Source organism: Sphingomonas plantiphila (assembly GCF_046000505.1).
Classification (GTDB): Bacteria; Pseudomonadota; Alphaproteobacteria; order Sphingomonadales; family Sphingomonadaceae; genus Sphingomonas; species Sphingomonas plantiphila.
The window spans coordinates 134,681-148,382 of record NZ_JBELQC010000001.1 but is presented as its reverse complement, the minus strand read 5'-3'; the positions used below and the strand labels follow the sequence as shown (position 1 = coordinate 148,382).

At 66.1% G+C, this 13,702-nt stretch carries 13 protein-coding genes; 4 read left to right on the top strand and 9 right to left on the bottom strand.

Annotated elements, in window-relative coordinates; translation table 11 throughout:
* Positions 1-10: 10 nt before the first annotated feature.
* The 3 genes from ABS767_RS00690 to ABS767_RS00680 are packed head-to-tail and all read right to left on the bottom strand — an operon-like array spanning position 11 to position 3,131.
* Entirely contained in the window at positions 11-1,072 is a 1,062-nt protein-coding gene (locus ABS767_RS00690; protein WP_408076440.1) for a GNAT family N-acetyltransferase, read from the bottom strand.
* Positions 1,069-1,926, bottom strand: coding sequence for a cupin-like domain-containing protein (locus ABS767_RS00685; RefSeq protein WP_408076439.1), 858 nt, complete (start codon positions 1,924-1,926; stop codon positions 1,069-1,071). Before ABS767_RS00685 ends, ABS767_RS00690 begins: the two co-directional genes overlap by 4 nt.
* Entirely contained in the window at positions 1,923-3,131 is a 1,209-nt protein-coding gene (locus ABS767_RS00680) for a GNAT family N-acetyltransferase (protein WP_408076438.1), read from the bottom strand. The genes ABS767_RS00685 and ABS767_RS00680 overlap by 4 nt, the downstream gene beginning before the upstream one ends.
* 560 nt (positions 3,132-3,691) lie before the next feature.
* Between ABS767_RS00680 and ABS767_RS00675 the strand changes: the two genes are divergently transcribed.
* Together ABS767_RS00675 and ABS767_RS00670 are read left to right on the top strand one after the other, a co-directional pair.
* Positions 3,692-4,318 (top strand): hypothetical protein, encoded by a 627-nt coding sequence (locus ABS767_RS00675; RefSeq protein WP_408076437.1) that lies wholly within the window; start codon positions 3,692-3,694, stop codon positions 4,316-4,318.
* 14 nt (positions 4,319-4,332) lie between these two features.
* Positions 4,333-4,698 (top strand): hypothetical protein, encoded by a 366-nt coding sequence (locus ABS767_RS00670; RefSeq protein WP_408076436.1) that lies wholly within the window; start codon positions 4,333-4,335, stop codon positions 4,696-4,698.
* A 204-nt stretch (positions 4,699-4,902) separates the two neighbouring features.
* On the opposite strand, the gene groL is transcribed toward ABS767_RS00670, so the two are convergent.
* Both groL and groES read right to left on the bottom strand, forming a co-directional pair.
* Positions 4,903-6,549 carry a chaperonin GroEL gene (groL, locus tag ABS767_RS00665; protein WP_408076435.1) on the bottom strand — a complete coding sequence of 549 codons (1,647 nt, stop codon included), beginning with the start codon at positions 6,547-6,549 and terminating at the stop codon, positions 4,903-4,905.
* Between the two features lie 51 nt (positions 6,550-6,600).
* Positions 6,601-6,888 carry a co-chaperone GroES gene (groES, locus tag ABS767_RS00660; protein ID WP_066660780.1) on the bottom strand — a complete coding sequence of 96 codons (288 nt, stop codon included), beginning with the start codon at positions 6,886-6,888 and terminating at the stop codon, positions 6,601-6,603.
* A gap of 246 nt (positions 6,889-7,134) precedes the next feature.
* On the opposite strand from groES, the gene sppA reads away from it, so the two are divergent.
* Together sppA and ABS767_RS00650 are read left to right on the top strand one after the other, a co-directional pair.
* Positions 7,135-9,030 carry a signal peptide peptidase SppA gene (gene sppA / locus ABS767_RS00655; protein WP_408076434.1) on the top strand — a complete coding sequence of 632 codons (1,896 nt, stop codon included), beginning with the start codon at positions 7,135-7,137 and terminating at the stop codon, positions 9,028-9,030.
* Complete coding sequence (locus tag ABS767_RS00650; RefSeq protein ID WP_408076433.1) at positions 9,027-9,584, top strand: GNAT family N-acetyltransferase; 558 nt, start codon at positions 9,027-9,029, stop codon at positions 9,582-9,584. The genes sppA and ABS767_RS00650 overlap by 4 nt, the downstream gene beginning before the upstream one ends.
* A 60-nt stretch (positions 9,585-9,644) precedes the next feature.
* On the opposite strand, the gene ABS767_RS00645 is transcribed toward ABS767_RS00650, so the two are convergent.
* The 4 genes from ABS767_RS00645 to ABS767_RS00630 all read right to left on the bottom strand — a co-directional run bounded on the left by ABS767_RS00645 (position 9,645) and on the right by ABS767_RS00630 (position 13,686).
* Positions 9,645-10,820, bottom strand: coding sequence for an acetyl-CoA C-acyltransferase (locus tag ABS767_RS00645; RefSeq protein WP_408076432.1), 1,176 nt, complete (start codon positions 10,818-10,820; stop codon positions 9,645-9,647).
* A gap of 24 nt (positions 10,821-10,844) precedes the next feature.
* Positions 10,845-11,318, bottom strand: coding sequence for a MaoC family dehydratase (locus ABS767_RS00640; protein ID WP_408076431.1), 474 nt, complete (start codon positions 11,316-11,318; stop codon positions 10,845-10,847).
* A gap of 157 nt (positions 11,319-11,475) precedes the next feature.
* Positions 11,476-12,669: a mechanosensitive ion channel family protein gene (locus ABS767_RS00635; RefSeq protein ID WP_408076430.1), complete on the bottom strand. Its 1,194-nt coding sequence runs from the start codon at positions 12,667-12,669 to the stop codon at positions 11,476-11,478.
* A gap of 9 nt (positions 12,670-12,678) precedes the next feature.
* Positions 12,679-13,686 (bottom strand): DNA topoisomerase IB, encoded by a 1,008-nt coding sequence (locus ABS767_RS00630; RefSeq protein ID WP_408078626.1) that lies wholly within the window; start codon positions 13,684-13,686, stop codon positions 12,679-12,681.
* Between the last annotated feature and the right edge of the window lie 16 nt (positions 13,687-13,702).

Genomic DNA, 13,702 nt, shown 5'->3' with positions numbered 1-13,702 from the left:
TGCTTGGAGTTCAGCGCCCGAACCGGCTCCGGGCCGCCTTGCCCACGGCGGCCATCCAGGCCGCAATCCCGGACAGGCTCCGCAGATCGAACAGGCGCAAACGGTAGCGCTCGCGGCGTTCGTCCATCCATTCCGCCTTGTACGGCTCATCGCCATTGCCATAATCAAGCAGGTCGGGCCGATCCTGATCGAGGACATGGCGGAACATCGCATAGGAAAGCAGCGTGCCCGGTGAATGCTCGCGCTCGCTCTCGAGATGCGCGAGCTTGTGGATCGTCGCGATACCATTCTCGACCGTCCAGAATTGCGCTGCGACCGGCCGCCCGTCGCGCCGCGCGATGCCCAACCGCAGCGTTCCGGCGGCCCCCTCCTGTTCGGCGAAGGCGCGCAGGAACGCGGGCGATCCTTCGGCGGGCTTCCAGCTCGAGGCATAGACCGTCTCATAGGCGGCCCATGCGTCGGCATCGAACGTCTCGTAAATCTCGACCGCCACCGCGCTATTCTTGGTTCGGCGGCGCACGGTATTGCGCAGCTTGGATGCGCGGCGTGCCCAGTAGGCGTCGAAATCCTCGCCCCGCGTATGCGCGACCCAATGGGCCGCCTCGATCCGTTCGATCGCCAGCCAGCCCGCGCGGCGGAACGCGGCCTGAAGCTCCGCCGAAATTTCGGGTTCGAGCGGCCACAGCGTGATCGCGCCGAACCGGCTGCGCAGGCGCTTCGCGATCGCCGCCAGCAAATCGGCGCGCAGGTCGGCCGGGCAGCCGGGCGTCGCGAGGGGGGCGAACGCCAGCGTATACCAGCTTGCGAAACTCCGTGCGCGCGCCTTGCCGCAATCGCGCAGCGGCAGCCACAGCGCATCGGCCCCCTGTCGCGCGCAAGCCACCACGAACGGGCTGTCGGGCCAGATATGGTCGCGGGTCGCGCGCAGCCAGTCGACCCGATCGTACAGTCCCGCCTGGACGCCGCGCGCCAGCACGCCCGCGCTGTCATGTGCGAACGCCTCCAGCGAAGCGACGAGGGCCGTTTCGAGGTGCGCCTTATCGGGCTCGATCAGGGGGAAGTGCGCGGTCATTCGCTGTAGCCGGTCATCCGCCTTGCCTTGGCGATGCTGCGCCACGCGAGCGACTTGATCAGATTCTGATGCGGATAGCGGGCGGGGGCGGCCGGGGTCATCCCGGCCTTGCGCAGCAACCGGTTGAAGGCGTGCGCATCGGCCTCGCGATAGCTCCACTCCGATCGCCACGTGACCGAGAGCGAGATCGACATCGCGTCGCCATTCTGCACCCAGTGCGGCGCCTTGACCGGGACGTAGATCGCGTCGCCGGGGGTCAACCGGATCGGCGTCCCCTTTGCCGCGAAGCTGTCCTGGAACGGCAGGTTGCGATGGCCGCCCTCATGGAAGGTTTCCTGAAGGTGGCTGGGGACGAGTTCGGGATCGGCGGCGGGGAACACCGTCATCACCTTCTCGCCGCGCAGCTGGATCAGGATATTGTGCTCGGGGTCGATGTGGAACGGGGTGACCGCGCCGGGCGAGGAGACGAAGATGAACGCCTCGCGCTTGAGCATGGCGCCGGTGCGGGTCGCCACCAGCGGCTCGATCTCATCGAGAACCTCGTCCAGCAGCGCGCGATACACCGGATCCTGATCGACGAACTTCAGCACCATCCACGACCCGTTCTGCTCGATCGAGCGGATCGAGTCCTCGACCGAGAGGCCATTGTGCCGGATGTCCGCGGGATCGATGCCGATCGGCAGGTTGGCGAGATTCTGCTCGACATCGACAGGGCGGATGCGCTGCGACAGCGCGACCAACTCGTCGAGTTCGAACAGCGGATGGCCGCACAGCCGGTGACGGATCGTGCCGGGCCGTTCAGGATAGAGCGCGGCGAAGGCGGCGCGTGCGTCGGCGTCGAACACAGGCTTCATTCGGAATCCTCCAGGGTCGAGGCGCTGCGGCGCTGGCGCAGGCCGCGCAGCGCTGCGGCGGCGCGTTCGAGCGCGCGGGCGGCGGTGAAGACGAGGCGGCGACGGCGGCCGGCAAGGGGCACGGTGACGCGGATGATCGCGCGGCGCTGGGCCCACAGGCTGTCGATCATCGGGTGATTCTGGACGGCACAGCTGTCCACCCATTCGATATCGCCGCGCGCGAGGATCTGCAGATTTTCGATCTGGAGCAACACGCCCGGCGAGAAGCGGGCGTAGCGCTCGTCATAGGCGGTCTTGAACGAAAATGCCCCGGGCGCGGCGAGCAGGTTGACCAGCATCGCGATCGGGGCGCCGTCGAGATCCAGGCGCAGGAAGTCGAGCTGCCCCGCACGGTGTGCCTCCGTCACCACCTCACGAAAAAATTCGCGGGTCTGCGGGGTGCCGGCCAGCGCCGATCCGGCCGCGCCCTTCCACCCGGCATGTTCGAGCGCGAGAAACGCCTCGATCCACGCATCGGGCGCGTCGTCGGGAGCCAGGCGGCGCGTCTCGAGATGCCCCTGTTCGGCGAGGCGGGTGCGCAGCCGAGCGATTTCCTTGCGCTTCTTCTTACGCACGATCGCCGCATAATAGGCGTCGGGCGCCAGATCGCTGGCGAGCATCGCGCGTTCGATGCGGTGGACGGTATCGCAGGGGCGCCCGGCGCGGGCTGCCGCCTCGACAAGTGCCCGATGCACGGGGCCGTCTTCGACCAGGCCGGTGAGGTGGAGCAACTGGCCCGCGTCCGGATCGGCGTCGAGCGCGGCGAGGATCGCCGACCACGCGGCGACCTCTTCCCCCCGGCGCAGGAGCGGCGCGCCCAGGAAGCAGTGATAATGAACCCAGTTCACGCTGTGCCGCAGCGGCAGGCGACCGTAGCGCCCGTCCTGATGAACCGGCATCAGGCCGATCAGACGCCCGTCGCGGCGGACTGCGAGGAGCCGGACGTGCTCGGGTGCCAGATGCCTCGCGCCCGCCTGGGCGAACCAGCGCCGGGTGAAGATGTCGGGTTCCGCGGCGTCGGCGGCCAGCGCCTCCCATTCTTCGGAGAGCTTTTGCGCGAGGGGATGCAGCCGCAGCCATTCGGCATCGGCGGTCGGCAATTCGGGCACAAGGCGCGCAGGCAGCGCGCGCGCATGCGATAGATCGATGGCAGTCGCCGCAGTCATCGCCACTCCAGAGCCCGGGTCACGGGCGCCGGATTAGCGACGAAGCGTTAAATTTCCGGTAGCTCGCGCGGCGCCGCCGGAATCGATTTTCTTACGCCTCGCCGCAACTGCGGTCGTCATTTCGAATGGCGCCTCTAATACTTGGAGGATCTCGGACCGGGGTGACTGGCGGGCGGGCGATTTGGGGCTCCCGCACGCATGCTCAGAAGTCGCGACTCGTGGACTCAGCTAGCACTGCCGCCGCGTGGAAAACGGTTTCCGCGAGAGTGCGGGGCCGCAGACGGGCGGATTCGTATTGAGCTGAAAATCTAGATTTTAGTATGAATTAACTTGAATAGAATTGTTCGACAATGAACATGCGTAATAAATAATCTTGCGGTAACCGTAGTAGGTGCAACAAGATAAGGTTATTTCTATCAAGGTTATTTGAAGGGTGCGCCAGCTTTAGTCTGTTCCGAAACTGTAGATTCTCGGATCGTAGAATCCCGATATCGCGAATTAACCATGAATCGGGACAAAAGGTGCTTGTTGATGCGGTGAGTCGGATACGGAGAGTGTCGATGCGTAATGTTGCGTCCGAGCGTTCGAATGCGGTTTCCACCCAGCTGGGTCGGATGACGCCGTGGCCTCGCCAGGCCGTGGCGAACGACCGCAGCCTGTTTGCGCCTTCCGATGGTCGTTTCGCCCCCGCCCCGCCGGCACGCCCGGCGCGAGCGCGTCCGCTCGGCGGGGTCGTGCCCTATGTCGGGCATTGCATCTTACCAGTGAAGGCAAATGGCTTGGTGCGGCTTCCCGCGTTCGTGCGCCGCAATGTGAACAATGACGGGCCCAGCATCTTTCTGGGTCTGCATGCCACGCTGCCCTGCCTCGTCGGATCGAGCGTGCAGTGGTGGCAGCAGCTGACCATGGCCTGCGACGACCATCGTTTCGATGGCGAGCCGGCCCCGCGCGAAATCCCCGCGCCGCCGCCCACGTCGCGCCGCCTGTTCGGTTTCTGCGAGGAATTCTGGCGCCCCAACGAATTCGTGAAGCTGCCCGGCTGGGCGCGTGCCGTCGCGGGCATCGCCCATGCCGCGCTGTTCGTCGGCATGGGCGAGACGTTCGAGATCTGGTCGCTCGAGGATGCGCTCAAGTCGAACGACCCCAATCTCGTCGCGCTGGCCCATTCCGCGACGAAGCTCCAGTAAGCGGGGGCGGGGACATGGCACAGTTCTGCCATCTGATCGGGCATCAACCGGGCGATGACCCGGTGTGGAACGAGGGGTATTTCTTCACCCGCTGCACCCGGTGCGGGCGCGACATGATGCGCGCGGACGGACCGTGGCGTTCGGTGCCCCGCAAATATCGGGTCGCGTGGCGCAGCGGGTATCACCGGCATGCGGTGCCCAGCGATTTCGGCCGGCGGCTCCCGGTCGCGGCGAGCATGCCGGCGAAGCAGCGCGCGAAGCTGCCGCGCCACAGCGTCGGGTGCGTATTGATGCCGTCCCCGCATGCCGACGAGCGCGGTGGGGACGTCGACGGAATGGAACAGGCGATTGCCGCCTTCCGTCTGCTCCGGAGAGTGTAGGCGTAGCGTATCGTGTAGCCGGAGCATGAAGAAGGGCCGGGGAGTCGCCTCCCCGGCCCTTTTTCGTCCGGTGTGGTGCCGGGCTTTTGATCCCGCCCCGGCAAAGCCGGGGCGCGTCGGTCGGGTCGGCCGGAGACCGGCCGCCCGCCGTCCGGATCGGAACGAGTCCTGAGCCAAGCTAAGCTTGGCTCAGGCCGTTCGCGATCAGAAATCCATGCCGCCCATGCCGCCCATGCCGCCGCCGCCCATTGCGGGCATGGCGGGCTTGTCTTCCGGCAGCTCGCTCACCGCCGCTTCGGTGGTGATGAGCAGGCCGGCGACCGAGGCTGCGTTCTGCAGCGCGGTGCGGACGACCTTGGTCGGGTCGATCACGCCGGCCGAGACCAGGTTCTCATAGGTGTCGGTCGCAGCGTTGAAGCCGAACGACGTGTCGGTCTGGTCGAGCAGCTTGCCCGACACGACCGCGCCGTCATGGCCGGCATTCGCCGCGATCTGGCGGACGAGGGCGGTCAGCGACTTGCGGACGATGTCCACGCCGCGCGTCTGGTCCTCATTCTCGCCGGTCAGGCCGTCGATCGCCTTGGTCGCGTACAGCAGCGCGGTGCCGCCGCCGGGGACGATGCCTTCTTCAACCGCGGCGCGGGTCGCGTGCAGCGCGTCGTCGACACGGTCCTTGCGCTCCTTCACCTCGACTTCCGACGCACCGCCGACCTTGATCACGGCCACGCCGCCGGCGAGCTTGGCGAGACGCTCCTGGAGCTTCTCGCGGTCGTAATCGCTGGTGGTGACTTCGATCTGCTGACGGATCGCGTCGGTGCGGCCCTTGATCGCATCGGCTTCACCCGCACCGTCGACGATGGTGGTGTTGTCCTTGTCGATCGTGACGCGCTTGGCGGTGCCGAGCATGCCGAGCGTGACGCTCTCGAGCTTGATGCCCAGGTCTTCGCTGATCACTTCGCCCTTGGTCAGGATCGCGATGTCTTCCAGCATCGCCTTGCGACGATCGCCGAAGCCCGGTGCCTTGACCGCTGCGACCTTGAGGCCACCGCGCAGCTTGTTGACGACCAGCGTGGCCAGCGCCTCGCCCTCGATATCCTCGGCGATGATCAGCAGCGGACGGCCCGACTGCACGACCGCCTCGAGGATCGGCAGCATCGCCTGGAGCGACGACAGCTTCTTCTCGTGGATCAGGATGTACGGATCGTTGAGCTCGACCGCCATCTTCTCGGGGTTGGTGATGAAGTAGGGCGAGAGATAGCCGCGGTCGAACTGCATGCCTTCGACGACGTCAAGCTCGAATTCGAGACCCTTGGCTTCCTCGACCGTGATCACGCCTTCCTTGCCGACCTTCTCCATCGCTTCCGCGATCTTCTCGCCGACTTCCTTGTCGCCATTGGCCGAGATGATGCCGACCTGGGCGATCTCGCTCGAACCCGAAACCGGCTTCGAACGCGACTGCAGATCGGTGACGACCTTGCCCACCGCGAGGTCGATGCCGCGCTTCAGATCCATCGGGTTCATGCCGGCCGCAACCGACTTCATGCCCTCACGCACGATCGCCTGCGCCAGAACGGTCGCGGTGGTCGTGCCGTCGCCGGCGACGTCGTTGGTCTTCGAGGCCACTTCGCGCACCATCTGCGCGCCCATGTTCTCGAACTTGTCCTTGAGCTCGATTTCCTTGGCGACCGACACACCGTCCTTGGTGATGCGGGGCGCGCCGAAGCTCTTGTCGATGACGACGTTGCGGCCCTTCGGCCCCAGCGTGACCTTCACCGCGTCGGCGAGGATGTCCACGCCCTTGAGAATGCGCTCGCGCGCGTCGCGCGAGAATTTTACGTCCTTGGCTGCCATGATGGAAACCCTTTCAAAATCTGGAAAATGACAAACGTGAGCTAGATAAGGTCAGCCGACGATCCCGAGGATGTCGCTTTCCTTCATGATCAGCAGGTCTTCGCCGTTGACCTTGACCTCGGTGCCCGACCACTTGCCGAACAGGATGCGGTCGCCAGCCTTGACGTCGAGCGGGGTGACCTCGCCCTTCTCGTTCTTGGCGCCCGAACCGGCGGCGACGACTTCGCCTTCCTGCGGCTTTTCCTGGGCAGTGTCGGGGATGATGATGCCACCGGCGGTCTTGGCTTCTGCCTCGACGCGGCGGACGAGCACGCGGTCGTGCAGCGGACGAAAGTTCATGGAGCTCTCCTGAACGATGGTTGAGTGATGTTGGCACTCACTCAAGGCGAGTGCCAGCAGCGGCGATATGGGCGCGACGATGCGGGGCGTCAACGGGTTCGCGACCGCCTGACCGAAAGAATCAGCCGGATGGTTCGGCGATGCGCGATCGGCTCTGTATCACTCTATTAATACAGCGGCTTTACTCGCTTGCCCCCAGGCCCTACCTGTGCGTCAATTGCCCGGGGCATTTCGGAGAAGTCAGACGTGAAACTGGTACGCGGCGCATGGAAGCTGCTGGTCGGCATCAAGGATGCCCTGGTCCTGCTGTTCATGCTGTTCTTCTTCGGCGCGCTGTTCGCGCTCCTCTCGGCCAAGCCCAATCCTGCCGCGGTCAAGGACGGCGCGCTGGTGCTGGCGATCGACGGCTCTATCGTCGAACAGCCGGCGCAGCCCGACCCGTTCGCCAGCATCGGTGGCGGCGAAGTGCCGCGCGAATATCGCATGCGCGACCTCATCCGCGCGCTCGATACGGCGAAGGACGATGTCCGCGTCAAGGTGGTCGTACTCGATCTCGACCGGTTCATGGGCGGCTATCCCGCAGCGGTCGAGGAAGTCGCCGAAGCGGTCCGCCGTGTGCGCGACGCGAAGAAGCCGGTGCTCGCCTATGCGACGGGCTATTCGGACAGCTCGTACCTGCTCGCCGCCAACGCCAGCGAGATCTGGGTCCATCCGATGGGCGGGACGATCTTCAGCGGTCCCGGCGGATCGCGGCTCTATTACAAGGGCCTGATCGACAAGCTGGGCGTCACCACGCACGTCTACAAGGTCGGCAAGTTCAAGTCCGCGGTCGAACCCTATACCCAGACGCAGCAATCGCCCGAGGCGCGTGAGGCGAACGAGGCGCTGTACGGCGCGATCTTCGAACAGTGGAAGGATGCGGTGAAGACCGCGCGCCCCAAGGCGCGGATCGAGCCGCTGCTGACCACTCCCGCGGAAGCGGTCGCCGCTGCGCAGGGCGACTTCACCAAGATGAACCAGCAGCTCGGCATGGTCGACAAGGTCGGCGACCGGCTGGCGTTCGGCAAGCGCGTCGCGGAGATCGCGGGCGTCGACAGCGGCAAGCCGGCGGGCAGCTTCAAGTCGATCAAGCTCGCCAACTGGCTGGAGGCCAATCCGGTTTCGAAGACCGGCGACGCGATCGGCGTGATCACCGTCGCGGGCGAAATCGTCGACGGCAAGGCGGGCCCGGGCACGGCGGCAGGCGACACCATCTCCGGCCTGCTGCTCAAGGGGCTGGCCGAGAACAAGCTGAAGGCGCTGGTCGTGCGCGTCGATTCGCCCGGCGGATCGGCGCTCGCGTCGGAACATATCCGCCAGGCGATCCTGCAGGCCAAGGGCCAGGGGCTGCCGGTCGTCGTGTCGATGGGCAGCTTGGCCGCGAGCGGCGGCTATTGGGTCTCGACCCCGGCCGATGTGATCTTCGCCCAGCCGAATACGATCACCGGATCGATCGGCATCTTTGGCATCCTGCCGACGTTCGAGAATACGCTCGCCAAGATCGGCGTGACCTCCGACGGGGTGAAGACCACGCCGCTGACCGGCCAGCCGGATGTGTTCGGCGGCACCAACGAAACGCTCGACCGCGTGCTTCAGTCGGGGATCGAGGACGGATATCGCCGCTTCATCGGTCTCGTCGCGCAGTCGCGCAAGATGACCCCGCAGCGGGTGGACGAGATCGGCCAGGGCCGCGTGTGGGACGGCGGCACCGCGCGTCAGCTCGGTCTGGTCGACCGCTTCGGCAATATCGACGCCGCGATCGCCGAGGCGGCGAAGCGCGCCAAGCTCGATCCCGCGAAGACGCACGCCGTCTATCTCGAAAAGGAGCCGGGCTGGTTCGAGCAGTTGCTGGCGGGCTTCTTCCGCGGTGGCGACGAGGAGGAAGAGGCGACGCCCGAGAGCGGCGGCGATCTCTACGCGCGGATCGCGGCGGAGCGGCGTGCGGTGTTCGCACAGGCGCTGGGCGACGCGCGGCGGATCGCGGGCGCATCGTCGATGCAGGCACGCTGCCTCGAATGCGCCGCCTTCGGCCCGGGACAGGGCGGCACCGGTGCTGCGGACGCGCGGCTGATCGACCTGGTGGTGGCGAAGCTGGGCCTGTGATCCAGCTTCGCGCGGCCGAACCGGGCGACGCGGCGGCGATCGCCGCGATCTACGCTCCCTATGTCCTGACCGGTACGGTCAGCTTCGAATTCGACCCGCCTGACGCCCGCGCGATGCGGGGGCGGATGGAGGCATCGGACGGGCTGTATCCGTGGATCGTCGCGACCAACAGCGAGGGGCGCGGCGTGCTCGGCTATGCCTATGCCACCAAGTTCCGCGAGCGCGCGGCGTATCGCTATGTCGTCGAGACGTCGGTCTATGTCGCTGGCGCGGTGCAGGGGCAGGGCGTCGGACGGCTGCTCTACGAAGCGCTGATCGATACGCTGCGCGCGCAAGGCTTCACCCAGGCGATCGGCGTGATCTCGCTCCCCAACGACCAGTCGATCAAGGCGCACGAACAGGTCGGCTTTCGCCGCGCCGGTCAGCTGCGCGAGATCGGGTTCAAGGAAGGCCGCTGGGTCGATATCGGCATCTGGCAGTGCGCGCTCAACGACAGCGCGGTGCCCCCGGTCGAGCCGAAGCCGTTCAGCGAAGTGGGCGTGGTGCGCGGCTGAAGGCCCACGTCGCGTTCCGCCGCCCCCTCCCGTGGGAGGCGGCGGCGGGATCGTTAATCGTCAGAGAACTTCGAACAGGCCGGCGGCGCCCATGCCACCGCCCACGCACATCGTCACGACGACATACTTCGCGCCACGACGCTTGCCCTCGATCAGCGCGTGGCCGGTGCAGCGCGCGCCGGTCATGCCATAGGGGTGGCCGATCGAGATCGAGCCGCCATTGACGTTGAGCAGCTCATTGGGGATGCCGAGCTTGTCGCGGCAGTACAGCACCTGCACCGCGAACGCCTCGTTGAGCTCCCACAGGCCGATATCGTCCATCTTGAGGTTGAAGCGGTCGAGCAGCGCCGGGATCGCAAAGACCGGACCGATCCCCATCTCGTCAGGCTTGGTGCCCGCGACCGCCATGCCGACATAGCGGCCGAGCGGGGTCAGGCCGCGCTTCTCGGCGAGCTTTTCCTCCATCAGCACGCTGGCCGACGAACCATCGGACAGCTGCGACGCGTTGCCCGCTGTGACGGTGCCGTTGGGGACGACCGGCTGGAGCGACTGCAGCCCTTCCAGCGTGGTCTCCGGACGATTGCCCTCGTCCTTGGTCAGCGTCACTTCCTTCTGGGAGACCTCCTTGGTCTCCTTGTTCACCAGGTTCATCGTCGCGGTGACGGGCACGATCTCGTCGTCGAACTTGCCAGCGGCCTGGGCGGCTGCGGTGCGCTGCTGGGACTGGTAGCCGTATTCGTCCTGCACCTCGCGGCTGATGTTGTAGCGCGCGGCGACGACCTCGGCGGTCTGGAGCATCGGCATGTACACGTCATTGTGCATCGCCAGCAGCTCGGGATCGGGCGCGACGCGCATCTGCGGCGTCTGCACCAGGCTGATGCTCTCGACGCCGCCGCCGATGGTGACGTCCATGTTATCGACCACGATCTGCTTGGCGGCGGTGGCGATCGCCATCAGGCCGCTGGCGCACTGGCGGTCGACCGACATGCCCGCGACGCTGGTCGGCAGGCCCGCGCGGAGCAGTGCCTGGCGCGCGATGTTACCGGCCTGGTGCCCCTGCTGAAGCGCCGCGCCGAACACGACGTCCTGCACCTCGGCGCCGTCGATCCCGGCGCGCTGCACCGCCGCCTCGATCGATTTCGCGGCGAGGGTCTGTGAGGGCAGGGCGTTGAACGCGCCGCGATAGGCGCGGCCGATCGGGGTGCGGGCGGTGGAAACGATGACGGCAGAACGCATGCGGACGATCCCTTCGGTTATTGTCTAGACGAAAAGCTGGCTGATCCATTCGGCGATCAGGGCGGGCTTGTCCTGCCCCTCGATCTCGATGGTCAGTTCGACGGTCTGCTGCCACTGGCCGGGGCGTTTCTCGACCAGTTCGAGCGTCTTGAAGCGGCCGCGCACGCGGCTGCCCGAGCGTACCGGGGTCAGGAAGCGGACCTTGTTGCCCCCGTAATTGACGCCCATCTTCATTCCCGCGATCTTGGGCTGCGGGGTCAGTTTGCTGAGCATCGGCATCAGCGACAGCGTGAGGAAGCCGTGCGCGATGGTCCCGCCGAACGGCGTCATCGCGGCGCGCGCGGGATCGACATGGATGAACTGGTGATCGCCGGTCGCATCGGCGAACTTGTCGATCATCTCCTGCGTGACCTCGACCCACTCCGACACGCGCTCCTCGCCTGTGCGACCGGCGAGTTCCTGGATCGTGACGCTTTCCTGCGGTTCGGTGTCGGCCATGACGGCTCTCCAAGGCGGTGATCGGGCGCATCTAGGCGCAACCCCCTGCCAACGGCAAGGGGTTGCCTACTGCGTCCGCCAAATTCGACCGCGCCGTAAGGGAAAGCGTGGTGGTCGAACAAACCCGATCTTCTAAAATCGTCCTGCCGCGCGCGAATCAGCGCTCGCCATCTTCCTTGTCCACCCGCATCACCGGCTGCACCTCCGGATAGGGCAGGATCAGCTTGCCCTGCGGATCGGCGGTATAGGTCGTCTGCGTCGGGAACGGGATCGAGATGCCCTCGGCGGCAAAGCGACGCAGGATGCCGATGATGACCTTGTCGCGCGTCTTGTGCGCGGTCGGCCAGTCGTCGCCGGGAATGTCGAACCACAGCTGGAAATTGACCGAACTGTCTCCGAAATCCTCGAAGCTCGCGCGTGCGACGGTCGCGCCGGCCTCCTCGCCGATCTGCGTCAGCATGTCGGGCATCGCCTCGAGCTGTTCGGGGGGCGTCTCATAAGCGACGCCGACGGGCAGCTTGATCCGGACATGGTCACGGTTGGAGATATTCTGGATTTCTTTGTCGAGCAGGTTCTTGTTCGAGATGATCCGCTGCTCGCCATTGAAGGAACGGATGCGCGTCGATTTCAGGCCAATGCCTTCGACCACGCCGACGGTGTCGTCATACTGGACCTTGTCGCCGCGGCGGAACGGGCGATCGAAGATGATCGCCAGCGCGGCGAACAGGTCGGCGAAGATGCCCTGCGCGGCCAGACCGATGGCGATACCGCCGACGCCCAGACCCGCGACCAGGCCGGTGACATTGACGCCGAGATTGTCGAGTACCACCACCAGCGCGACCGCGAACAGCGCGACGGTGACGAGCAGGCGGATCAGTCCGAGCGCGGACAGCAGTGCCTCGCCATGGTAGTTTTCCGACTCGGTCTTTTTCTCGATCGCACCCAGGATGATCTCGCGCGCCCAGATCGCTGCCTGGAACACCGCGGCGACGGTGAACAGGAAATCGATCGTCTTGGCGAGCATCTCGGGCGGGGCGGCGTAGCCCGACACCAGCTTGGCGGCGGTCATGATGATGAAGAAATTGCCCGTGCGCGCCACGGCCTTGCCGATGATCGTGCCCCAGCCGGCCGGCCCCTCCGAGCGTTCGCACAAGCGCATGCCCCACCGCCGCAGGATATGTAGCACGAAGACGATGCCGACCGCGAGCGCGGCGGCGATCAGGATCTGGAGCCAGTGCGAATGGAACCAGGTGACGGCATCGGCAAAGAAGGTGCGGGTCTGCTCCTCAACTGCATCGGTCGTGTTCGATGCGGCCCTCTGGGCCACGGCGGCGCTATTGTTTACGGTCATTGAATTCCTTCAGGCAGCCTTGGCGGTGATCCCGCCGCTCTCGAGAAAGGCGATCAGCCCGCGCTCGGCGCGGGTCAGGTAGCGCGTGGTGCGCGGCAGGCACAGCGTCTCGCGGAACAGTTCCTGCGCGGCGCGATCCTTGGTCAGCGCGATCAGATCGGGGTGGACATAGGATTTGCGCGCGATCGCTGGCGTGTTGCCCAGTGCCAGCGTCACCGGCTCCAGCATCGTCTTGAGCCCGACATATCCATGGGCACCCGCCAGCGTCTCGAACGCGATGACGCTCGCGCCCCAGGTGCGGAAATGCTTGGCGGTGAAATCATCCCCCATCGCTTCGCGGATATAGTCGTTGACGTCGGTCGATGTCACGGGGTGCGCTTGCCCCGTATCGTCGAGCCAGCCGAACAGGTGCTGGCCGGGCAGGTCCTGGCACTTCTTGACGAAGCCGATCAGGCTGCCGTCGGTGATGCGTAATTCACGCATCTTGCCGGACTTCGCGCGATACTGGAGCTTGAGCGACCGCGCGCTGAGCGTCGCATGACGCTTGCGCAGCGTCGTCGCGCCAAAGCTCTTGTTCGCCTTGGCATAGCCTTCATTCCCGACGCGGACATGGCCGAGATCGAGCAACCGCACGACCGCGGCGACCGCGCGCTCGCGGCTCAGCGCGCGCTTGCGCAGATCGGCCTCGATCCGCGCGCGCAGCTTGGGCAGGCGGTGGCCGAAATCGGCACAGCGATCATATTTGGCGGCCTCCTGCGCGGCGCGGAAATCGGGATGGTAGCGATATTGCTTGCGCCCCTTGTCGTCGAACCCGGTCGCCTGCAGGTGTCCGTTGGCGTGCGGGCAGAACCACGCATCGCGATAGGCCGGAGGCAGCCCGACCGCGTTCAGCCGGTCGATCTCGTCGCGGTCGGTGATGCGGTTGCCGTCGCTGTCCCAATAGCCCCAGCCGCCGCGCACCTTGCGGCGCGTGATGCCCGGCTTCCCGTCGTCGCAATAGCGCAGTCTTCCGCTCATTTCGGCCTCGTCATGG